This is a genomic window from Streptomyces sp. NPDC001914, assembly GCF_042891215.1.
Lineage (GTDB): Bacteria > Actinomycetota > Actinomycetes > Streptomycetales > Streptomycetaceae > Streptomyces.
The window spans coordinates 111,639-132,351 of sequence record NZ_JBIASW010000017.1 but is presented as its reverse complement, the minus strand read 5'-3'; the positions used below and the strand labels follow the sequence as shown (position 1 = coordinate 132,351).

The 20,713-nt window shown below is 73.9% G+C and carries 16 protein-coding genes and 1 riboswitch; of the genes, 12 read left to right on the top strand and 4 right to left on the bottom strand.

All coding sequences use genetic code 11. From position 1 onward, the window contains the following. Positions 1-191 precede the first annotated feature (191 nt). Positions 192-1,082 carry a neutral zinc metallopeptidase gene (locus ACFYYF_RS34435; RefSeq protein WP_388781816.1) on the top strand — a complete coding sequence of 297 codons (891 nt, stop codon included), beginning with the start codon at positions 192-194 and terminating at the stop codon, positions 1,080-1,082. 106 nt (positions 1,083-1,188) lie between these two features. Further along, positions 1,189-1,599 carry a VOC family protein gene (locus ACFYYF_RS34430; RefSeq protein WP_361685695.1) on the top strand — a complete coding sequence of 137 codons (411 nt, stop codon included), beginning with the start codon at positions 1,189-1,191 and terminating at the stop codon, positions 1,597-1,599. A gap of 28 nt (positions 1,600-1,627) precedes the next feature. On the opposite strand, the gene ACFYYF_RS34425 is transcribed toward ACFYYF_RS34430, so the two are convergent. The 3 genes from ACFYYF_RS34425 to ACFYYF_RS34415 all read right to left on the bottom strand — a co-directional run bounded on the left by ACFYYF_RS34425 (position 1,628) and on the right by ACFYYF_RS34415 (position 5,305). Then, a complete protein-coding gene (locus ACFYYF_RS34425; protein ID WP_388781701.1) occupies positions 1,628-3,037 on the bottom strand; it encodes a hypothetical protein in 1,410 nt (469 codons plus the stop codon). Positions 3,038-3,206: 169 nt separating this feature from the next. Continuing rightward, the gene (locus ACFYYF_RS34420) at positions 3,207-4,334 is read right to left on the bottom strand and encodes an alpha/beta fold hydrolase (protein ID WP_361685699.1); all 1,128 of its coding nucleotides are present in this window, start codon (positions 4,332-4,334) and stop codon (positions 3,207-3,209) included. Positions 4,335-4,438: 104 nt separating this feature from the next. Beyond that, the gene (locus ACFYYF_RS34415) at positions 4,439-5,305 is read right to left on the bottom strand and encodes a class II aldolase/adducin family protein (protein ID WP_388781698.1); all 867 of its coding nucleotides are present in this window, start codon (positions 5,303-5,305) and stop codon (positions 4,439-4,441) included. Between the two features lie 504 nt (positions 5,306-5,809). Between ACFYYF_RS34415 and ACFYYF_RS34410 the strand changes: the two genes are divergently transcribed. From ACFYYF_RS34410 to cobI, 9 genes are all read left to right on the top strand, one after another. Beyond that, complete coding sequence (locus tag ACFYYF_RS34410; RefSeq protein ID WP_361685703.1) at positions 5,810-7,051, top strand: inorganic phosphate transporter; 1,242 nt, start codon at positions 5,810-5,812, stop codon at positions 7,049-7,051. A gap of 20 nt (positions 7,052-7,071) precedes the next feature. Continuing rightward, positions 7,072-7,290, top strand: coding sequence for a hypothetical protein (locus ACFYYF_RS34405; protein WP_361685705.1), 219 nt, complete (start codon positions 7,072-7,074; stop codon positions 7,288-7,290). Between the two features lie 136 nt (positions 7,291-7,426). Continuing rightward, a riboswitch (cobalamin riboswitch) is annotated at positions 7,427-7,570 on the top strand. Positions 7,571-7,675: 105 nt separating this feature from the next. Then, positions 7,676-8,647, top strand: coding sequence for a cobalamin biosynthesis protein (locus tag ACFYYF_RS34400; protein WP_388781695.1), 972 nt, complete (start codon positions 7,676-7,678; stop codon positions 8,645-8,647). Beyond that, positions 8,644-10,239 carry a cobyric acid synthase gene (locus tag ACFYYF_RS34395; protein WP_388781692.1) on the top strand — a complete coding sequence of 532 codons (1,596 nt, stop codon included), beginning with the start codon at positions 8,644-8,646 and terminating at the stop codon, positions 10,237-10,239. The genes ACFYYF_RS34400 and ACFYYF_RS34395 overlap by 4 nt, the downstream gene beginning before the upstream one ends. After that, positions 10,236-13,889, top strand: a complete 3,654-nt coding sequence (gene cobN, locus ACFYYF_RS34390; protein WP_388781689.1) for a cobaltochelatase subunit CobN — start codon at positions 10,236-10,238, stop codon at positions 13,887-13,889. The genes ACFYYF_RS34395 and cobN overlap by 4 nt, the downstream gene beginning before the upstream one ends. Beyond that, positions 13,886-15,934, top strand: coding sequence for a putative cobaltochelatase (locus tag ACFYYF_RS34385; RefSeq protein WP_388781686.1), 2,049 nt, complete (start codon positions 13,886-13,888; stop codon positions 15,932-15,934). Before cobN ends, ACFYYF_RS34385 begins: the two co-directional genes overlap by 4 nt. Continuing rightward, complete coding sequence (cobO, locus tag ACFYYF_RS34380) at positions 15,934-16,533, top strand: cob(I)yrinic acid a,c-diamide adenosyltransferase (protein WP_365487758.1); 600 nt, start codon at positions 15,934-15,936, stop codon at positions 16,531-16,533. Before ACFYYF_RS34385 ends, cobO begins: the two co-directional genes overlap by 1 nt. After that, entirely contained in the window at positions 16,530-18,119 is a 1,590-nt protein-coding gene (locus tag ACFYYF_RS34375; protein WP_388781683.1) for a cobyrinate a,c-diamide synthase, read from the top strand. Before cobO ends, ACFYYF_RS34375 begins: the two co-directional genes overlap by 4 nt. Continuing rightward, positions 18,116-18,865 (top strand): precorrin-2 C(20)-methyltransferase, encoded by a 750-nt coding sequence (gene cobI / locus ACFYYF_RS34370; protein WP_361685719.1) that lies wholly within the window; start codon positions 18,116-18,118, stop codon positions 18,863-18,865. The genes ACFYYF_RS34375 and cobI overlap by 4 nt, the downstream gene beginning before the upstream one ends. 74 nt (positions 18,866-18,939) lie before the next feature. Here cobI and ACFYYF_RS34365 read toward each other — a convergent pair whose 3' ends face one another. Next, the gene (locus ACFYYF_RS34365) at positions 18,940-19,668 is read right to left on the bottom strand and encodes a ZIP family metal transporter (RefSeq protein ID WP_388781680.1); all 729 of its coding nucleotides are present in this window, start codon (positions 19,666-19,668) and stop codon (positions 18,940-18,942) included. Between the two features lie 134 nt (positions 19,669-19,802). Between ACFYYF_RS34365 and cobM the strand changes: the two genes are divergently transcribed. Continuing rightward, on the top strand, positions 19,803-20,648 hold the full coding sequence (cobM, locus tag ACFYYF_RS34360) for a precorrin-4 C(11)-methyltransferase (RefSeq protein WP_388781678.1): 846 nt from the start codon (positions 19,803-19,805) through the stop codon (positions 20,646-20,648). The last annotated feature ends 65 nt before the right edge of the window (positions 20,649-20,713 follow it).

Below are 20,713 nucleotides of genomic sequence, written 5' to 3'. Positions count from 1 at the left end.
GGGGCGGTGCAACCACTTTTCCGGTGTGCGGTGTGACGCTCGCCCCCTTCCGGGACGCTCCGGCCGGTCCGGAGCGTCCCGGGCCGTCCGGCGGCCGGCCGGGACCGGGGTCGCCCGTTCGGACCGCGGGCCGGGGCCGGGTGTCGCGGAGCGTACGAGGATGGCGCCACGGAGGGACGGAAGTGGTGCTCATGCGGTTCGACGACGACGCCGATCTCGACACCTCAGAGGTGCAGGACGTACGCGGCAGTCGCATCCCCGGCGGCAGGGCGACCATCGGCGGTGGCCTCGCCGGTCTGATCGCCCTGGTCCTCGGGCTGCTCCTCGGGGTGGGTCCCGACCAGCTCGGGCTCACCTCGGACGGCGACCAGCCCGGGGCGAGCGCCTCCTCCCTGGCGCAGGTGCAGCAGACCTGCCGGAAGGGGCGGGACGCAAACGCCCAGGAGGACTGCCGGACCGTGGCGGTGGTCAACAGCGTCCAGGCCTACTGGGACAAGGAGTTCGCGCGCCGGGGCGGCACCTACACCCGGGCCCCGACGGTGTTCTTCAGCGGGCGGGTCAACACCGCCTGCGGCGCCGCGTCGTCGTCCGTCGGGCCCTTCTACTGTCCCGCCGACCGCAAGGTCTATCTGGACCTCGGCTTCTTCGACGATCTCCGGACGAAGTTCGGCTCCGGCGGCGGACCGTTCGCGCAGGCCTATGTGGTGGCGCACGAGTACGGGCACCACGTGCAGAACCTGACGGGCACGCTGGCCCGCTCGCAGGACGGCGTGAGCGGCGCGGACAGCAACTCGGTGAAGGTGGAGCTCCAGGCCGACTGCTACGCGGGGGTGTGGGCGCGGCACGCGACCACGACACCGTCCGCGTCGACGGGCAAGCCGTTGCTGACCTCGCTGACGGACGCCGACATCCGCGACGGCCTGGACGCGGCGGCGGCCGTCGGCGACGACCGGATCCAGCAGCGCTACCAGGGCCGGGTGACGCCGGAGACCTGGACGCACGGGTCGGCGAGACAACGGCAGCAGTGGTTCTACCAGGGCTTCACCAGCGGCGACATGGCGCAGTGCAACACCTTCCGGTGAGCGGGGCCGTGCCGGGGGCGCGAGCCGCGGGGCGTTGTCAGTGGCCGGTGCCAGACTGGGCAGCGGATCGGAATCCGGCAGTTTGTCACGGGACGGAGTGATCGGTATGGCTGGCACGAACGGGCGCCCGAGCATCTACCCATCGGTGCTGTACGCGGACGCGAAGGCGGCGATCAGGCAGCTCACGGAGGCTTTCGGCTTCACCGAGCTGGCCGTCTACGAGGGGGAGGACGGCTCGGTGATGCACGCCGAGCTGGTGCAGGGCAACGGCGCGGTGATGCTCGGCTCCAAGGGGCGCGGCGGCCGTTTCGACGAGGCGATGAAGAGCGCGGGCCCCTGCGGGGTGTACGTCGTCGTGGACGACGTGGACGCGCACCACCGGCGGGCCGTGGAGCACGGCGCGGAGATCCTGATGGCCCCGACCGACCAGGACTACGGCTCGCGGGACTACATGGCCCGCGATCTGGAGGGCAACATCTGGAGCTTCGGCACCTACGCCCCGGAGATCGGCGCGTAGGGCCGGCTCCCCGCCCCGGCCGGGGCGTTCAGCTCCCGCCGGTGTGCACCTGGAAGGCGGCCCGGCGTACGGCCTTGGCGAGCGCCGGGTCCGGGTGGGCGGCGGCGAGCGCGACCAGCACCTGCACGGTGCGCGGGTGTCCGACCGCGCGCACCTCGTCCAGGAGGGCGGGCACGGTGGGCTGCACCGCCGACTCCAGGTGACGGACGAGCAGCGGGGCCTCGCCGTGGTCGGCGACGGCGGCCGCGGTGTCGACCCACAGCCAGGTGGACTCGGCGCGGGTGAGGACCTCGTGGGCGTCCTCGGGGTCGTAGCCGTCGTGCTCGGCGAGCCACAGCAGGGCGTAGGGGCGCAGCGAGGGCTCCTCGGCCACGGCGCGCACGTCCGGCTCGGCGGGTGCGCCGACCACGCGCAGCGCCTCGAAGGCGAGGCCGCGGGTGAGGGCGTCCTCGCCGCGGGCCGCGCCGATGAGTTCGGTGACGGCGCCGCCGACCGGGCGGGCGGCGAGCCAGGCGCGGTACTCGGCGCGGGCGGCGTTGGGCCGGAGCTGGGCGCAGCCGCGGAGCATGTCCTCGGCGGACTGCTCGATGTTGCCGGCGGGGCTCTGCGCGGCGACGCAGATCTGCTCCAGCTTGACCCAGACCGCCCAGCTCCCGAGCGCGGTGAGGGTGGCCTGTCCCTCGCCGTAGGTCAGGGCGCCGACGGAGGCGAGGGCCTGGAGGGCCCATTCGAGGAGGGGGGCGAGGGGGGCGTCGGGGACCTCGGCGGGTTCCGGGGCGGGGTCGGTCGCGGGCTCGGGGCCGTAGGTGATCTCGCAGCGCTCGGTGCGCAGTTCCGTGACGCGCTGCCCGAGGAGGTCGAGCAGCTGGTCCACGGGGACGGGTCCGGCGGAGAGCTGGAGGAAGGAGAGCACCTGGGGCATCGCGGAGACGACCTCGGCGACGGCCGCGGGCTCGCGGTCCGCCGGCTCGGGGTAGGCGAGGGACCAGGCGTCGAAGAGGGCGACCCAGCCGCGCAGGACGGCGCTGTCGTCGCGGCTCCAGGCGCGCAGCCGCCATCCGGGGCGGGCGTCGTCGCCGTGCACCTCGATGAGGCCGGCCAGGCGTGCGGTGTCCCAGTCGGCGCGGACCTTGACCGGGGTCAGCCCGAGGTCCGTGGCGGCCCGCTCGGCGGTGGCGTCCGAGAGGGTGCCCTTGCCGTCGGGGTTCGCGGCGTCGCGCCCCGGGCGCAGGGCGGCGTCGGCCCAGCGCGCCACGCGGGCCGCGTCGGACAGGCCGGTGCGCGCCATGCGGGCGAGTTCCGCGGGCGGCGGTGTGCCTTCCGGCGGTCGCGGTGCGGGGCGGCGGGTGCGGCGCTGGGTCACCGCTCGGGGAGCGGTCGCGAGGGACCGCGGGCTGACGAGTCGGAGCCTGGAGTCGCGCGGGTTACGGGACGTCACGGGTGCAGTCTTGCGGTTGACAGTCCGAAAACCCAAACGGAATGCCCGCGCAGGCCACGGGCGCGATGGGAGCGGGCCCCTCCCGGGGTGCCCGGCGCACGGGAACGGGGGCCGCGCCGAGTTGTCCGGGACCCAACCGGAAGGCGGCCTCTCCAGCCGGCCGGGACGCTCACATCAGGGGGGTGAGGAACCGGCGCAGGGCTTCCTCGTAGGCCGCCGGGTCGGCGTTCCACATGGCGCCGTGCGGGGCGTTCGGGACGGTGTGCAGGGTGACGAGGTCGGGCCGGCTCGCGGCGAGGCGGCGGGAGGCGCCCCAGGGCGCGATGCCGTCGTCGGGGCCGTGCACCAGCAGCGTGGGCACCTTGACCTGGTCGGGGTGCGCGGCGTGCGCGATGCGGTCGCCGCGTACGCCGGTGCGGCCCTGGGCCGCGCGCACGGCGAGCGGCAGCAGGAAGCCCGGGGTGTGGCGGGCGCCGGCGAGGGCTCGCAGCGTGGTCTCCCAGTCGAGGACGGGTGAGTCCAGGACGAGCCCGGAGATGCGCTCGCGCAGCGCGGAGTGGGCGGCGGCGCGCAGGGCCATCGTGGCTCCGGTCGACCAGCCGTACAGGACGACCCGCTCGGCGCCGAACCGCACGGCGTACCGGATGGCCGCGTCGAGGTCGCGCCACTCGGTCTCGCCGAGGTGGTTCAGGCCGTCGGGCGGGCGGGGTGCGCCGAGGTCGCCCCGGTAGGCGAGGTCGAGGACGGGGAAGTGCCGGTCGTTCAGGAACCCCATCAGGTTCATGGGGTGTTCCCGGGTGGCGCCCAGGCCGTGCACGGTGATGACCCAGGTGTCGCGGACCGCGGGTACGAACCAGGCGGGAAGGGCGCCGAGTTCGCCGGGCACGTCGACGTCCGCGTGTTCGAGTCCGAGGGCGGACCCGGGGTCGCCGACGTACAGGTTGGGGGTCAGCCAGACCTTGTCGCCGGGCTCCAGGGACCCGTGCGTGACGCGTTCCAGGCTGCGTACGACGGTGTCCGCGGTGTGGGGCACGGAGTTCAGGAGGGGTCCGACGACCGCGTGGGAGCCGTCGCCGGCGAGGCCGTAGGTTCCCGGCCGCCGGGACGCGAGGGCCCGGGTGAGGGTGATTCCGCCCGACGTCGTGGCGTGCACGGTCAGCCGGGGTTCGGTGGGCAGAGGCTTGCCGGGCCTCGTCTTCAGCGCGGCGTCGCTGGCGAACCGGCCCGCCGCCACGGAGGCCGCGCCCGCGGCTATGGCTACGGTGACGGCCGCTGCCGTGGCTCTTAGGGTGCGCACCCGACCAGTTTCCCGGGGGACCGGGCCATCGGCCAGCGGGAGCGCGTGCGGGAGTGACGCGGCGCGCCCGCCGGACCTCCGTGCCGGGGCCCGGTGGGCGCGCCTCAGCCCTGCTGGCCGTAGCCCCGCAGCCGCTCCCCCGCCTCCTCCAGCTGGGCCGGGGAGAGCAGGGCGGGCGTGATTCCGGGGACCGAGGAGGAGAGGAGCCAGACGCGGCACATCCATTCGAGCTGGGCCGTGCGGTCGTACGCCTGGTCCAGCGAGGCTCCGTGGGCGATGGTGCCGTGGTTGCGCAGGAGGCAGGCGCTGCGGCCGCTCAGGGCCCGGAGGGTGTGCTCGGCCAGTTCCGGCGTGCCGTAGGCCGCGTAGGGGGCGACGCGGACCGGGCCGCCGAGGGCCGCCGCCATGTAGTGGACGAGCGGGAGTTCGGGGACGAGGAGCGAGACGGCCGTCGCGTGGGGCGCGTGCGTGTGGACCACGGCCCGCGCCTCGGTCGCGCGGTACACCGCGAGGTGCAGGGGCAGTTCGCTGGTCGGGCGCAGGGAACCGAGCACCTGCCGGCCGTCGAGGTCGACGCCGGTGATGTCGTCGTGCGTCAGCCGGTCGTAGGGGACGCCCGTGGGCGTGACCAGGACGGTGTCGCCGACGCGGACCGAGACGTTGCCGGACGTGCCGACGACCAGCCCGTCGGCGACCGTGCGCCGGGCCGTGGAGACCAGTTCGCCCCAGGCCCGCCGCAGAGCGTCCCGCCCGCCCTTCCCGTCCGGGGCGCGCTTCCCGTCGGTCCCGTCCGGCGCATGCTTCCCGTCGGGGGTGTCCTTCCCGCCGGTCTCGTCCGGCTCGTCCGGCTCGTCCGAGCCGCGGGGCTCGTCGGTCCCGTCCGGCACGTCCGAGCCTCGGGGCTCCTCGGGCCCTCCCGGAGTCCCTGTCCGCTCGTGCCCGTCCGGTGCGTCCTGGTGCCGCTCAGTCATGACGCGATCCTGCCAGCCGCCGTCTTCCGCGCACGGCGTGCGAGCCTGCTTCAGGCCGGACGCGGGAGGGACGGGACCCTCCAAGGCCTCACGGTTGTATGTGATTTACGTCACGTCACACCGATGGAACGTCGGCGTCACCCGAGGTCGGACAATTACCGCGGATCACACCCCGTGGTCGGCCTGCTACGACCCGGCAGCATCCGGACATCCCGGCGGGACGCCCTCTTCAGGCCTTCGGGCGGTGTGACGACGGCTACCACCTGCGGGTGACGGGGATCTCATCGTTCAAACCCACTCCGAACCGAACGGTTCACGTGCGGCGCGGAGCCCAAGTGGAGCACGGAATTCCGCATCCGTTCGAGCCCGCCGAAGTGCGCCTCGACACAAGCGGAATGGCAATCCACTGTTCGGGACACCAGGCCGCCCGACCCAGTTCACCTTCCGTTCACCCAGGTTGCCTACGTTCCACCTGCCACTGACGTCCAACAGAAGCCTGGGTAAATGGAACACATCACGCTCCTCCTCGGAATCGTGATCGTCACCGCTCTCGTGTTCGATTTCACGAACGGTTTCCACGACACCGCCAACGCGATGGCCACCACCATCTCGACCGGCGCGCTCAAGCCCAAGGTCGCGGTGGCCATGTCCGCCGCCCTCAACCTTGTCGGCGCCTTCCTCTCCGTCGAGGTCGCCAACACGATCTCCAAGGGCCTCGTCGACGAGACGGGCATCCGGCCAGAGGTGATCTTCGCCGCGCTCGTCGGCGCGATCCTCTGGAACCTGGTGACATGGCTCGTCGGACTTCCGTCCAGCTCCTCGCACGCCCTCATGGGCGGCCTGGTCGGCGCCACCATCGCCTCCGCCGGTACCGGCGCCGTGCACGGTGACGTCCTGGTCGGCAAGGTGCTTCTGCCCGCCGTCGCCGCCCCGATCGTCGCCGGACTGGCCGCCATGGTCGCCACCCGGCTGTCGTACAAGCTGAGCGGCGGCGCCGACACCAAGGCCACCAAGAAGGGCTACCGCGCCGGCCAGATCGCCTCCGCGGGCCTGGTCTCGCTGGCCCACGGCACCAACGACGCGCAGAAGACGATGGGCATCATCACCCTGGCCCTGGTCGCCGGTGGCGCCGTCGCTCCCGACTCCGACCCGCCGGTCTGGGTCATCCTGTCCGCCGGTCTCGCCATCGCGCTCGGCACCTACCTGGGCGGCTGGCGCATCATCCGCACGATGGGCAAGGGCCTGACCGACCTTCAGCCGCAGCAGGGCTTCGCCGCCCAGACCAGCGCGGCGACGGTCATCCTGGCCTCCTCGCACATCGGCTTCTCCCTCTCCACCACGCACTCGGTCTCCGGTTCCGTGATGGGCGCGGGTCTCGGCCGCAAGGGCGGTGTGGTCCGCTGGTCCACCGCCACCCGCATGGTCGTCGCCTGGGTCCTCACGCTGCCCGCCGCCGCCCTGGTCGGCGCGCTCGCCGAATGGGTGACCGGTTTCGGCGCCTGGGGCACCACGCTGGTCGCCGTCTTCCTGGTCGGTTCCAGCTTCGCGATCTGGCGCCGCTCGCGCCGCGAGGTCGTCGACCACAACAACGTGAACGACGTCGAGGAGCCCCCCGGCGTGGTGACGCAGGCCATCGCCGCCGTCACCCCGCCCCCGGCCGGCACCCTGTCCGAGGGCCTCACGGCCACCATCCCGGCTCCGGCCGAGCCCACGGTGAACCCGTCGGCGCCGTCCCGAGTGGCCTGAGAACCGAAGGAAGAAACAGCATGCACATCGACTGGTCAGCCCTCGGATCGGTCTTCGGGGTCAGCCTCGGAGTGACCGTGGCCCTCGTCGCCCTCTTCACCCTCGGCGTCGCCGGCCTCTCCAAGAAGGAGACCGCCCAGGGCGGTTCCGCGGTCGCGGCGGCCACCGGCGCGTACGTCTGCTTCGCGGCCTGCGCGGCGGCGGTGGCGTACGGCATCTCTCTGATCATCACCAAGTAGCCCGCCACGGGCGGCCCGGAACCGGGCCGCCCGTGGCGGAACCGCACGTGGGGTGCGGGACGGATCACCGTCCCGCACCCCACGCGTATGTGGGCCTGCGCACACTGTCCCTCCGCAGGTCAACAGCCAGTTGACGGCCGTTCGCACCCCGTGGTGGACTGCCGGAGCCAAGTACGGCGGCATGAGAGGAAGCCGGTGCGAATCCGGCGCGGTCCCGCCACTGTCATCGGGGAAGAAACTCCCCGGGAGCCAGGAACTCTCACCGCCGGTCTCGTCGAACCAGGGCGTGGACACCCTGAGTGAGGACATATCGCCATGCGCGGCTGCCCGTTGCCCGTTCCGCTGAGTACGAGGGTTCCGCTCCACCCCACGGCCGGCTGACCCCGTGCGTGCCGATCGCGTCTTCGCGTACGGCGCCGCCGCCGGCCTCCTCGGCGACCTGCTGCTCGGCGATCCCCGCCGAGGCCATCCGGTCGCCGCCTTCGGGCGGGCCGCCGCGGCCGTCGAACGGACACTGTGGCGGGACCACCGCGGGTGGGGCGCGCTGCACACGGCCGTCTGCGTCGGCGGCGCCACCGGGCTCGCCGCGCTCGCGAGCCGTGCCGTACGCCACTCACGTACCGCCTCCGTGGCCCTGACCGCCGCCGCCACCTGGGCCGTCGTCGGGGGTACCTCCCTCGACCGCGAGGCTCGGGCGATCGGCGGCGCGCTCGCGGCCGGTGACCTCGACGTGGCCCGGGAGCGGCTGCCGCATCTGTGCGGCCGCGACCCGCAGGCACTGGACGCCGACGGCGTCGCCCGCGCCGTCGTCGAGTCCGTCGCCGAGAACACCTCCGACGCCGTCGTGGGCGCGCTGGTCTGGGGCGCCGTCGGCGGTGTGCCCGGACTCGTCGCCTTCCGCGCCGTGAACACGCTCGACGCCATGGTCGGACACAAGTCCCCCCGCCACCGGCGCTACGGCTGGGCCTCCGCCCGGCTCGACGACCTCGCGGGCTGGCCCGGAGCCCGGCTGACCGCCGTCCTCGCGACCGTGGCCGGACCCGACCCGCGCGGCGCCGCGCGCGCCTGGCGCGCGGACGCCGGCAAGCATCCGAGCCCCAACGCCGGGCCCGTGGAGGCCTCGTTCGCGGGCGCGCTCGGCGTGCGGCTCGGCGGCACCCTCTCGTACGGCGGACGGGTCGAACACCGGCCCGTGCTCAACGGCGCGGGGCGTGCCGTCCACGTCCACGACATCGAACGGGCCGTACGGCTCTCCCGGCGCGTCGGCTGGCTCGCGCTCGGCGTGAGCGCCGCCGGACGGGTTCTTCTCACCGGGGCCGGACGGGCTTCATCCACCAGGAAGGGGCGCACCGCATGAGCGGCGGGCTGCTGATCGCCGGAACCACCTCCGACGCGGGCAAGAGCGTCGTGACCGCCGGGATCTGCCGGTGGCTGGCGCGCCAGGGCGTCAAGGTCGCGCCCTTCAAGGCGCAGAACATGTCGCTGAACTCGTTCGTGACGCGCGAGGGCGCCGAGATCGGGCGGGCGCAGGCCATGCAGGCGCAGGCCGCCCGCGTGGAGCCGACCGCGCTGATGAATCCCGTGCTGCTCAAGCCGGGCAGCGACCGCAGCAGCCAGGTCGTCCTGATGGGCAAGCCGGTGGGCGAGATGAGTGCCCGCGGGTTCTTCGGGACGACCGGGTCCGTGACGGACCCCTCGTCAGGTACCGCGCCGGCCGGGGACCGGCTGAGCGGGGGGCACCGGGAGGCACTCCTCGCCACCGTCCTCGACTGTCTGGCGCAGTTGCGGGGCACGTATGACGCGGTGATCTGTGAAGGGGCCGGCAGCCCGGCCGAGATCAATCTGCGGCGCACCGACATCGTGAACATGGGGGTGGCGCGGAACGCGGGGCTTCCCGTGCTCGTCGTCGGCGACATCGACCGGGGCGGGGTGTTCGCCTCGTTCTTCGGGACGGTGGCGCTGCTGTCGCCCGAGGACCAGGCGCTCGTCGCCGGATTCCTCGTCAACAAGTTCCGCGGGGACGTGAGCCTGCTGGAGCCGGGGCTCGACATGCTGCACGGCCTCACCGGGCGGCGCTCGTACGGCGTGCTGCCGTTCCGGCACGGGCTCGGCATCGACGAGGAGGACGGACTGCGGGTCTCGCTGCGCGGGGCCGTCCGTGAGTCGGCTGTCTCCTCCCCCGTCGGCGAGGACGTGCTGCGGGTCGCCGTCTGCGCGATCCCGCTGATGTCGAACTTCACCGACGTGGACGCGCTCGCCGCCGAACCGGGTGTCGTCGTGCGGTTCGTGGACCGGGCCGAGGAACTGGCCGACGCCGACCTCGTCGTCGTCCCCGGCACCCGGGGCACGGTCAACGCGCTCCGGTGGCTGCGCGAGCGCGGCCTCGCGGACGCCATCGCGCGCCGGGCCGCCGAGGGGCGGCCCGTCCTCGGCGTCTGCGGCGGCTACCAGCTGCTCGGCCAACACATCGAGGACGAGGTCGAATCCCGCGCCGGCCGGGTCGAGGGGCTCGGACTCCTGCCCGTCCGCGTGCGGTTCGCGCGGGAGAAGACGCTGGCGCGGCCGGTCGGCACGGCCCTCGGCGAGCGCGTCGAGGGGTACGAGATCCATCACGGCGTCGCCGAGGTGACCGGCGGCGAGCCGTTCATGTCCGACGGCGACGGACAGGGCCTGGACGGGTGCCGGGTCGGCTCCGTCTGGGGTACGCACTGGCACGGCTCCCTGGAGTCGGACGGTTTCCGGCGGGCCTTCCTGCGCGAGGTGGCCGCCGCCGCGGGCCGCCGCTTCGTGCCGGCCCCCGACACGTCGTTCGCGGCGCTGCGCGAGGAGCAGCTCGACCGGCTCGGCGACCTGATCGAGGAACACGCGGACACGGACGCGCTGTGGCGGCTCATCGAGTCCGGCGCGCCGCAAGGACTGCCCTTCATTCCACCGGGAGCACCCGCATGAGCACAGTGTTGTTGTTGTCGACCGCCGACACGGATCTGCTGGCGGCCCGCGCCAGTGGCGCCGCCTACCGGATCGGCAACCCGACCCGGGTCGACGTCACCGGTGAACTCCCGGCGCTCGTCGAGGGCGCGGACCTGGCCGTCGTGCGGCTGCTCGGCGGCAAGCGGGCCTGGGAGGACGGGCTGGCCTTCCTCAAGGCGTCCGGGATCCCGACCGTGCTGCTGGGCGGCGAATCCGTCCCGGACGCCGAGCTGATGGCCGAGTCGTCGGCGCCCGCGGGCGTGGTCGCCGAGGCGCTGCGCTATCTCGTCGAGGGCGGTCCGGCCAACCTCGGCGAGCTGGCCCGGTTCCTCTCCGACACCGTGCTGCTGACGGGCGAGGGCTTCGAGGAGCCGCACAGGACCGCGGAGTTCGGCGTCCACGGCGAGCGGGCGTTCGCCGAGGGCCGGCCGACGGTCGGTGTGCTGTTCTACCGGGCGCACGAGCTGTCCGGGAACACCGCGTTCGTGGACACCCTGTGCGACGCGATCGAGGCGCGTGGCGCCAACGCCCTCGCCGTGTACTGCGGTTCGCTGCGCGGGGCCGACCCTGGCCTGTACGAGATCCTCGGCCGGGCCGACGCGCTCGTGGCCACGGTCCTGGCGGCGGGCGGCACCCACGCCTCGCAGGCGTCCGCGGGCGGCGACGAGGAGGCCTGGGACATCGGGGCGCTCGCCGACCTCGACATCCCCGTCCTCCAGGGCCTGTGCCTGACCTCGTCGAAGGCCGCCTGGGACGCCTCGGACGCCGCCCTGTCCCCCATGGACGCGGCGATGCAGGTCGCCATCCCGGAGTTCGACGGCCGCCTCATCACCGTGCCGTTCTCGTTCAAGGAGCAGGGCCCCGACGACGTCCCGGTGTACGTCGCCGACCCCGAGCGGGCCGCCCGGGTCGCCGGAATCGCCCTGCGGCACGCGCGGTTGAAGCACAAGCCCAACGCGGAGAAGAAGCTCGGGATCGTCTTCACCGCCTACCCGACCAAGCACTCGCGCGTCGGCAACGCGGTCGGCCTCGACACTCCCGCCTCCGCCGTGCGGGTCCTCGACGCGCTCCGGGACGCGGGCTACGCGCTGACCGACTACCCGGACAACGGCGACGAGTTGATCCACCGGCTGATCGCGGCCGGCGGCCACGACGTCGAGTGGCTGACCGAGGAGCAGCTGGCCGCCGCCCCCGCGCGGGTGCCGCTCGCCGACTACCGGGCCTGGTTCGACACCCTCGACCCGGCGCTGCGCGAGGGCATGCTGGAGGCCTGGGGCGAGCCGCCTGGCTCCCTCTACGTCGACGGCGACGACATCGTGCTCGCCTGCCTGGAGTTCGGGAACGTCGTCGTGATGATCCAGCCGCCGCGCGGCTTCGGCGAGAACCCGATCGCGATCTACCACGACCCCGACATGCCGCCGTCGCACCACTACATGGCCGCCTACCGCTGGCTGGAGAGCAGTTTCGGCGCGGACGCCGTGGTGCACATGGGCAAACACGGCACGATGGAGTGGCTGCCGGGCAAGGGGCTCGGGCTCAGCGGCGGCTGCGCGCCGGACGCCGTCCTCGGCGAACTCCCGCTGGTCTACCCGTTCATCGTCAACGACCCCGGCGAGGGCACGCAGGCCAAGCGCCGCGGACACGCCACGGTCGTCGACCACCTCGTGCCGCCGATGGCCCGCGCCGACACCTACGGCGACCTCGCGAAGCTGGAACAGCTCCTCGACGAGTACGCGCTCGTGTCCGACCTGGACCCGGCGAAGGCCCCCGCGGTCCGCGCGCAGATCTGGACACTGGTCAAGGCGGCCGAGCTCCACCACGACCTGCATGTCGACGAGCAGCCGGACGACGGCGACTTCGACGAGTTCGTGATGCACATCGACGGCTATCTGTGCGAGATCAAGGATGTGCAGATCCGCGACGGTCTGCACATCCTGGGCGGCGGTCCGGAGGCCGAACCGAGGGTGAACCTCGTGCTCGCCGTGCTGCGCGCCTCGCAGGTGTGGGGCGGCGCCGCGAACGCGCTGCCCGGTCTGCGCGCCGCGCTCGCGGAGCACTTCGGCCTGGTGGAGAAGGAGCTGCTGGCCGAGCCGGGGGCTCCGGTGAAGGCGCCCGTCGAGCTGACGGACCTCGTGGAGGGCCCGGCCCGGACGGCGGCCGACGCGATCGACCTCCTGGAGCAGCTGTGCCGCCGGGCGGCCCTCGGCATGGAGGAGCGGGACTGGGACACGGCCGCCGTGCCGGCGCTCGTGCGCGGCCTTCTGGGAACCGAACTCCCGGACGCCGTGGCGGTGCTGGAGTTCGCGTGCCGCGAGGTCGTGCCGCGGCTGGCGCGCACGACGGACGAGATCGGGCACATCCTCAAGGCCCTTGACGGCGGTTACGTCCCGGCGGGACCGTCGGGCTCACCCACCCGCGGGCTCGTCAACGTCCTGCCGACCGGCCGCAACTTCTACTCGGTCGACCCCAAGGCCATTCCGTCCCGGCTCAGTTGGGAGGTCGGCCAGTCCCTCGCGGACTCGCTCGTGCAGCGTTACCTCCAGGACACCGGTGACTATCCGACGTCCGTCGGACTCACCGTGTGGGGCACGTCGGCCATGCGCACCCAGGGCGACGACATCGCGGAGATCCTCGCGCTGCTCGGCTGCCGCCCGGTGTGGGACGACGCCTCGCGCCGGGTCACCGGCTTCGAGATCGTCCCCCTGGACGAGCTGGGCCGTCCGCGCATCGACGTGACGGTCCGCATCTCCGGCTTCTTCCGGGACGCGTTCCCGCACGTGGTCGGTCTGATCGACGACGCGGTGCGCGCGGTCGCCGAGCTGGACGAGCCGGCGGACCGGAACTTCGTGCGCAGGCACGCCGACGAGGACACCGCCGAGCACGGCGACCGGCGGCGCGCGACGGCCCGTATCTTCGGCTCCAAGCCGGGCGCGTACGGCGCCGGTCTGCTGCCGCTGATCGACGCCCGCAACTGGCGCTCGGACGCCGATCTCGCCGAGGTGTACGCCGTCTGGGGCGGCTACGCCTACGGACGCGGGCTCGACGGGCGGGCGGCGCGCGGCGACATGGAGACGGCGTTCCGGCGGATCGCGGTGGCGGCGAAGAACGTCGACACCCGCGAGCACGACCTCGTCGACGCCGACGACTACTTCCAGTACCACGGCGGCATGGTCGCGATGGTCCGCCACCTCACCGGAGCCTCCCCCGAGGCGTACGTCGGCGACTCGGCCGTCCCCGACCAGGTGAAGACCCGCACGCTGGGCGAGGAGACGCACCGCGTCTTCCGGGCCCGGGTGGTCAACCCGCGCTGGATGGCCGCGATGCGCCGGCACGGCTACAAGGGCGCCTTCGAGATGGCGGCGACCGTGGACTACCTGTTCGGCTACGACGCCACCGCCGGGGTCGTGGACGACTGGATGTACGAGAAGCTCAGCGCGGAGTACGTCTTCGACGCGGAGAACCGGGACTTCATGAAGAAGTCCAACCCGTGGGCGCTGCGCGGGATCACCGAACGGCTGCTGGAGGCGGCGGACCGGGGGCTGTGGGCCGAGCCGGACGCGGACACGCTGGAGCGGCTGCGCGCCACCTATCTGGAGCTCGAAGGCGACCTGGAGGGCGACGACCAGTGAGTACCCCGTTTCCGTTCACAGCCGTCGTCGGCCAGGACGACCTGCGGCTTGCGCTGCTGCTGAACGCCGTCTCGCCCGCCGTGGGCGGTGTGCTGGTGCGCGGCGAGAAGGGCACTGCCAAGTCGACCGCGGTACGGGCCCTTTCGGCGCTGCTCCCGGAGGTGGCCGTCGTACCCGGGTGCCGGTTCTCCTGCGACCCGGCGGCCGCCGACCCGGCCTGCCCGGACGGGCCGCACGAGGCCGCCACCGGAGCGCAACGCCCCGCCCGGATGGTCGAGTTGCCCGTCGGTGCCTCCGAGGACCGGCTGGTCGGCGCCCTGGACATCGAACGGGCGCTCGCGGAGGGCGTGAAGGCCTTCGAACCGGGACTGCTGGCCGACGCGCACCGCGGCATCCTGTACGTCGACGAGGTCAACCTGCTCCACGACCACCTGGTCGACCTGCTGCTGGACGCGGCGGCGATGGGCGCCTCGTACGTGGAACGCGAGGGTGTCTCCGTACGCCATGCGGCGCGGTTCCTGCTCGTGGGGACCATGAACCCCGAAGAGGGCGAGCTGCGGCCGCAGTTGCTCGACCGGTTCGGGCTGACCGTCGAGGTGGCCGCCTCGCGCGAACCCGATCAGCGGGTCGAGGTCGTGCGGCGCAGGCTCGCCTACGACGACGACCCGGCCGGCTTCGCCGCGCGCTGGGCCGACGAGGAGGCCGCCGTGCGGGCGCGGATCGTGGCGGCCCGCGCGCTGCTGCCCTCCGTACGGCTCGGGGACGGGGCGCTGCGGCAGATCGCGGCGACCTGCGCGGCCTTCGAGGTGGACGGCATGCGCGCCGACATCGTGATGGCGAGGACGGCGACCGCGCTCGCCGCGTGGGCCGGGCGGAGCGAGGTGATCGCCGAGGACGTGCGGCAGGCGGCGCTGCTCGCGCTGCCGCACCGGCGGCGCCGCAACCCCTTCGACGCGCCCGGCCTGGACGAGGACAGGCTCGACGAGACGCTGGAGGAGTTCGGCGGCCCGGACGAGGACTCCTCCGGCGAGGGTCCCTCCGACGACGACCCGGACCCGGATCCGGACGGGCCGGGCGGGGGCGGGCAGCCTCCCCAGGACGGACCGGACGACGGCTCCCCCGCCGGTGACGTCCCGGCCCAGGGCGAGCCCTCGCAGGACGGGAAGGCACCGGCCGGACAGAGCGGCGAGCGGTCCCCCGTACGGGCCGGCGAGCCCTTTCGCACGAAGGCGCTGAGCGTGCCGGGACTGGGCGAGGGCGCGGCAGGGCGGCGTTCGCGGGCGCGCACGGAGCACGGCCGGACGATCGGGTCGCGGCGGCCCCGCGGGGCGCTCACCAAGCTGCACCTGGCGGCGACCGTGCTGGCGGCGGCCCCGCACCAGCGGGCGCGCGGGCGGTCGGGTCGCGGTCTTGTCGTGCGGCGGGACGATCTGCGGCAGGCGACGCGGGAGGGCCGTGAGGGCAACCTCGTGCTGTTCGTCGTGGACGCCTCCGGGTCGATGGCGGCGCGGCAGCGGATGGGCGCGGTCAAGGGCGCGGTGCTGTCGCTGCTGCTCGACGCCTATCAGCGGCGGGACAAGGTGGGTCTGGTGACCTTCCGCGGGTCGGCCGCCGAGGTCGCGCTGCCGCCGACCTCCTCGGTGGACGCGGCGGCGGCCCGGCTGGAGTCGCTGCCGACGGGCGGCCGCACTCCGCTCGCTGCCGGACTGCTGAAGGCGCACGAGGTGCTGCGGGTGGAACGGCTGCGGGACCCGGCGCGGCGCGCGCTCGTCGTGGTGGTGACGGACGGGCGCGCCACGGGCGGACCCGAGCCGGTGGCGCTGGCCGGTCGGGCGGCACGGCTGTTCGCGGCCGGACAGGTCGCCTCGGTGGTCGTCGACTGCGAGAGCGGACCGGTCAGGCTCGGCCTCGCGGGCCGGCTCGCGGGTGAACTGGGCGGGACCGCGGTGACGCTGGACGAGCTGCGGGCCGATTCCATCGCCGGTCTCGTCCGGGACGTACAGGGCGCGAAGGGTGCGCAGGGGACCATGAGGAGGGCCGCGTAGTGCCGCAGGGACAGCCGAGTGTCGTACCGGACGACGGCCTGACGACCCGTCAGCGCCGCAACCGTCCGCTGGTCGTCGTGCACACGGGGATCGGCAAGGGCAAGTCCACCGCCGCGTTCGGGCTCGCGCTGCGCGCCTGGAACCAGGGGTGGCCCATCGGGGTGTTCCAGTTCGTCAAGTCGGCGAAGTGGAAGGTCGGCGAGGAGAACGCGCTGCGCGTGCTCGGCGCCTCCGGCGAGGGCGGGTCCGTCGACTGGCACAAGATGGGCGAGGGCTGGTCCTGGGTCCAGCGCGACGCGCAGATGGACAACGAGGAGAAGGCCCGCGAGGGCTGGGAGCAGGTCAAGCGCGACCTGGCCGCCGAGACGTACAGGCTGTACGTGCTCGACGAGTTCGCGTACCCGATGCACTGGGGATGGATCGACACCGACGAGGTCGTCGCGGTGCTGCGGGACCGTCCCGGCACCCAGCACGTCGTGATCACCGGGCGCAACGCCCCGGAGAAGCTGGTCGAACTGGCCGATCTCGTGACCGACATGTCCAAGGTCAAGCATCCGATGGACGCCGGCCAGAAGGGCCAGAGGGGCATCGAGTGGTGACGTCCGTTCCCCGGCTGGTGGTCGCCGCGCCCTCCTCGGGCAGCGGCAAGACCACCGTCGCCACGGGGCTGATGGCGGCCTTCGCCGCGCGGGGGCTCGCCGTGTCCCCGCACAAGGTGGGGCCCGACTACATCGACCCCGGCTATCACGCGCTCGCCACCGGACGCGTGGGGCGCAATCTCGACGCGTACCTGTGCGGCGCCGGGCTGATCGGCCCGCTGTTCGCGCACGGGGCGCGCGGCTGCGACCTCGCGGTCGTCGAAGGCGTGATGGGGCTGTACGACGGGGCCGCGGGCGAGGGGGAGCTCGCGTCCACGGCCCATGTGGCGAAGCTGCTGCGCGCGCCGGTGGTGCTGGTGGTCGACGCCTCCTCGCAGTCCCGGTCCGTGGCCGCGCTGGTGCACGGTTTCGCGTCCTGGGACCCCGGGGTGCGGATCGGGGGCGTGATCCTGAACAAGGTCGCCTCGGACCGGCACGAGGAACTGCTGCGCGACGCGCTGGACTCCTCCGGGGTGCCGGTGCTCGGTGTGCTGCGGCGGGCGCCGCAGGTGGACACACCGTCGCGGCACCTCGGTCTCGTGCCGGTCGCCGAGCGGCGGGCGGAGGCGGTCGCGGCCGTCGCGGCGATGGCGGCGCAGGTCTCCGCCGGGTGCGACCTGGACGCGCTGGCGGCGCTGGCGCGCACTGCCGGTGCCTTGCCGGATGCGGCCTGGGACCCGGCCGAGGCCGTGGCCCCGCCCACCCACGACCACCCGACTCGCGCCACCGACGGGCAGGCGCCCGCGCGCGCCGTCCCCGGCGCCGAGGCGCTCACCGGCCACCCGACCCGCACGGCCGGGATGCAGGCGCCCGCGCGGGCCCTCCCCGGCGCCGAGGCGCTCACCGACCGCCCGACCCGCACGGCGGGGAAGCAGGCGCCACTGCCCGCCGTCGCCGGCGGGAAGGCCGTCCCTGGCCACCCGGATCGCCCGGACGGTCGGCGGGCGCCCGTGGTCGCCGTCGCCGGCGGGGAGGCGTTCACCTTCTCCTACGCCGAGCACACCGAACTGCTCGCCGCGGCCGGTGCCGAGGTCGTCCCCTTCGATCCGCTCCGCGACGAGCACCTGCCGGACGGGACCCGGGGTCTCGTCATCGGCGGCGGCTTCCCCGAGGTGTACGCGGCCGAGCTGTCCGCCAACGAACCGCTGCGCAAGGCCGTCGCCGCCCTCGCGGAGTCGGGCGCCCCCGTGGCCGCCGAGTGCGCCGGGCTGCTCTATCTGTGCCGGGAACTGGACGGACGGCCGATGTGCGGAGTGCTCGACGCGAGCGCCCGGATGGACGAACGGCTCACCCTCGGCTACCGCGACGCCGTGGCCCTCGGCGACAGCGTGCTCGCCGCGGCCGGCACCCGCATGCGCGGCCACGAGTTCCACCGCACGGTCGTGGAGCCCGGCGCCGGGACGTCCCCCGCCTGGGGGCTGCGCACCCCCGTACGCCGCGTCGAAGGCTTCGTCCGGGACGGCGTGCACGCGAGTTATCTCCACACGCACTGGGCATCCGAGCCCGGTGTGGCCCGTCGGTTCGTCGAGAGGTGCCTGACGTCATGAGCAGCAAGCTGATCGGGGTGGGGGTCGGCCCCGGCGATCCGGAGCTGGTGACCGTCAAGGGCGTCAACGCCCTGCGCGCCGCGGACGTGGTCGTCGTCCCCGTGATGGCTGCGCCGAACGGGGAGGACGGCGGCGAGCGGGGGCGGGCCGAGGCGACCGTCCTGCACTACGTGCCCGAGCAGAAGGTCGTCCGGGTGGTGTTCGCGCTCAACGAGCGCAGCGACCGGGAGCGGCGCGAGGCCGCCTGGGACGCCGCCGGCGAGCGGGTCGCCGGACTGCTCGGCCGGCACGGCACCGTCGCGTTCGCCACCATCGGCGACCCCAACGTGTACTCGACGTTCACCTATCTCGCCCACACGATCGGGCGGCTCGTGCCCGGCACGGTCGTGGAGACCGTGCCCGGCATCACCGCCATGCAGGACCTCGCCGCGCGCTCGGGGGCCGTTCTCACCGAGGGGACCGAGCCGCTCACGCTCGTCCCGGTGACCGCGGGGGCGGCCGTGCTCAAGGACGCGCTGAACGGGCCCGGCACGGTGGTCGCGTACAAGTTCGGCCGGCAGGCCGCCGAGGTGGCCGAGGCGCTGCGTGACAGCGGGCGGATCGAGGACGCCGTCTGGGGGTCGGCACTCGGCCTGGAGGACGAGTCGATCCGGTCCGCCGCGGAGCTCGACGGCGAGCCGCTGCCGTACCTCTCGACGCTCATCGCGCCCGCGCGCCGCGACGGGACGCGCGGCGGAAAGCTGTGACCCGCACCCGCCTGGCACGCCCGTCGGCCCCCGCGCCCGCGGGGCGTCCGACCGGCCCGGCGCACCGCCGGGGCTCAGCCGGCGAGGCCCACGACCAGCCAGATGAAGGCCACGCCCGCGACCGTGCACAGCAGGGTCGAGCGGGCGGGGTGCTCGTGGTGCGCCTCGGGGAGGATCTCGGCGGCGGCGAGGTAGAGGAGTACACCGCCGAACAGGCCGAGGTAGCCGCCGAGCAGCCGCTCGGGGATGGTGAAGAAGAGCGTCGAGGCGGCGCCGATCATCGGGGCCGCAGCGTCCGCGTACAGCATGAGCAGGGCCTTGCGGCGGGCGTTCCCGTACAGGCTCGTGATCGTGTACGTGTTGAAGCCGTCGGCGAAGTCGTGGGCGACGACCGCGAGGGACACCGCCAGCCCCATCCCGCCGCCGACCTGGAAGGCGGCGCCGATCGCCACGCCGTCCATCGCGCTGTGGCCGACCATCGCTGCGGCGGCCGTGAGGCCCACCTGGGGCACGCGTCCGTCGTGCTCCTCACCGCCGTGCGCGGCCTGACGGTGGGCGAGGAGCCGTTCGACCAGATGGGCCAGCAGGAAGCCGGCCACGAACAGCAGCAGCGCGGCCGGTACGCCGAACACCTCGGTGCCCGCCGCGTCCAGCGCCTCCGGCAGCAGATCGAGGCCGACCACGCCGAGCATCAGGCCACCGGCCAGGCCGAGCACCAGATGACGGCGGTCGGTCACCCGCTGCGCGGTCCAGCCGCCGACCAGCGTCATCAGGAACGCGCCGAGCGCGACGAGGACCGCCATAGGCCCTTGCTATCCGATGCACCCCCGTTCGCGCACATCGGGCGACGGCCCCGGCCCCGCCGAGGCGTTCCCCGCACAGCCGCTGTGCGGCACCCCTGATGTCCCGCAGTACTCGTAGGAGAGGACCGATTCCCATGGCCGATGCCCCCACCGGCAAAGTGACCTTCGTCGGTGCCGGCCCCGGCGCCGCCGACCTGCTGACCTTCCGCGCCGCGCGCGCCATCGCCGAGGCCGACGTCGTGATCTGGGCGGCGAGCCTGGTGCAGGCCGAGGTTCTCGGCCACGCGCGCGAGGGCGCCGAGATCCTCGACTCGGCGACGATGTCGCTGGAGGACGTCGTCGCCGTCTACGAACGGGCCCGCGCCGAGGGCCTGCGGGTGGCGCGGATCCACTCCGGTGACCCGGCCCTGTGGGGCGGCACGCAGGAGCAGGTCGACCGGTGCGCCGGGCTCGGCATCGAGACCGAGATCGTGCCGGGTGTCTCGTCCTTCTCCGCCGTCGCCGCGCTGGCCCAGCGCGAGCTGACGATCCCCGAGGTCGCGCAGTCCGTGATCCTCACCCGGCTCGGCGGCGGCAAGACGCCGATGCCGCCCGGCGAGGACGTGCGGGAGTTCGCGAAGCACGGCACGACGATGGCGCTGTTCCTGTCGGCGGCGCGCAGCGGACAGCTCGTACGGGAGCTGCTGGAGGGCGGCTACCCGACGACCACCCCCGTCGTGGTCGCCTACCAGGCGACCTGGCCGGAGGAGCTGATCGTGAAGTGCACGGTCGGCACGCTGGAGGACACCGTCAAGGAGCACAAGCTCTGGAAGCACACGCTCTTCCTGGTCGGCCCGGCCCTCGACGCGAGCGGCACCCGCTCGCACCTCTACCACCCCGGTCATTTCCACGGCTTCCGCAAGGCCGACCCCGAGGCGCGCGCCGAGCTGCGCGCCGCCCGCCGCAGCGGTGCGGGCCGTGCGCAGGACCCCGCGTCGTGAGCGTGGACGTCAGCGACACGGCGGGCCTGCCGGCCGGCCCGTCGGGCGCGGCGCAGGAGGCGGCG

Excerpts from the sequence above, each read along its gene's own strand:
- ACFYYF_RS34435 (WP_388781816.1), top strand. The coding sequence starts at position 192 with ATGCGGTTCGACGACGACGCCGATCTCGACACCTCAGAGGTGCAGGAC.
- ACFYYF_RS34430 (WP_361685695.1), top strand. The coding sequence starts at position 1,189 with ATGGCTGGCACGAACGGGCGCCCGAGCATCTACCCATCGGTGCTGTAC.
- ACFYYF_RS34415 (WP_388781698.1), bottom strand. The coding sequence starts at position 5,305 with ATGACTGAGCGGCACCAGGACGCACCGGACGGGCACGAGCGGACAGGG.
- ACFYYF_RS34410 (WP_361685703.1), top strand. The coding sequence starts at position 5,810 with ATGGAACACATCACGCTCCTCCTCGGAATCGTGATCGTCACCGCTCTC.
- ACFYYF_RS34405 (WP_361685705.1), top strand. The coding sequence starts at position 7,072 with ATGCACATCGACTGGTCAGCCCTCGGATCGGTCTTCGGGGTCAGCCTC.
- ACFYYF_RS34395 (WP_388781692.1), top strand. The coding sequence starts at position 8,644 with ATGAGCGGCGGGCTGCTGATCGCCGGAACCACCTCCGACGCGGGCAAG.
- cobN (WP_388781689.1), top strand. The coding sequence starts at position 10,236 with ATGAGCACAGTGTTGTTGTTGTCGACCGCCGACACGGATCTGCTGGCG.
- cobI (WP_361685719.1), top strand. The coding sequence starts at position 18,116 with ATGAGCAGCAAGCTGATCGGGGTGGGGGTCGGCCCCGGCGATCCGGAG.
- ACFYYF_RS34365 (WP_388781680.1), bottom strand. The coding sequence starts at position 19,668 with ATGGCGGTCCTCGTCGCGCTCGGCGCGTTCCTGATGACGCTGGTCGGC.
- cobM (WP_388781678.1), top strand. The coding sequence starts at position 19,803 with ATGGCCGATGCCCCCACCGGCAAAGTGACCTTCGTCGGTGCCGGCCCC.